Genomic DNA, 635 nt, shown 5'->3' with positions numbered 1-635 from the left:
TTCGAGCGCTTCTGCAAGGTGGCCGGCTGCCCGGAACTGGCCGAGGAGCCGCGCTTCCGGACGATGTCCCAGCGCATCGTGCACCGCGCAGAACTCGTCCCGATCATCCGCGAGATCATGCGCACGCGCTCGAAGCGCGAGTGGATCGAGGCGCTCGAGGCGGCGAACGTCCCCTGCGGGCCGATCAACAATATGAAGGAGGTGTTCGAGGACCCGCAGGTGCGCCACCGGCGGCTGCGCGTCGACATGCCGCACCCGTCGGGCGCGGCCGCGCCGCTCGTCGCAAGCCCGCTTCGGCTTTCGAAGACCCCGGTCGAGTACCGCCTCGCCCCGCCGCTTCTCGGCGAGCACACCGACGAGGTGCTCAGGGGCCTGCTCGGGAAGAGCGACGCCGAGATCGCCCAGTTGCGGCGCGCCGGCGTCGTCTGAGCCTCGCGAAACCGATCCCCCTGCCGGCGCGTCCGCGCGAAGCGTTCGGATATCCTCGCTGCCGCAATGCGCGTCCTGCTCGTGGACCCGATCGACCGTTCCGGCGAAGCGCTGCTCGCCGAGCGCGGTGCCGAGGTGATCGCCGCGCCCGAAGGGAGCGCGGCGACCGTCAAGCGCCTTGCGCGCGAGGCGGACGCCTTGATCAC

The 635-nt window shown here is 71.2% G+C and carries 1 protein-coding gene; it reads left to right on the top strand.

Translation table 11 applies throughout. The features are described 5' to 3' along the window. Nucleotides 1-429, top strand: a 429-nt coding sequence (locus NZ773_16255; protein MCS6803480.1) for a CoA transferase, incomplete at its 5' end; no start/stop codon positions are given. Nucleotides 430-635: the final 206 nt, after the last annotated feature.

This window comes from Dehalococcoidia bacterium (assembly GCA_025054935.1).
Lineage (GTDB): Bacteria > Chloroflexota > Dehalococcoidia > SpSt-223 > SpSt-223 > JANWZD01.
Note: the sequence above shows the minus strand (reverse complement) of the source record. Positions and strands in the feature narration are given on the sequence as shown.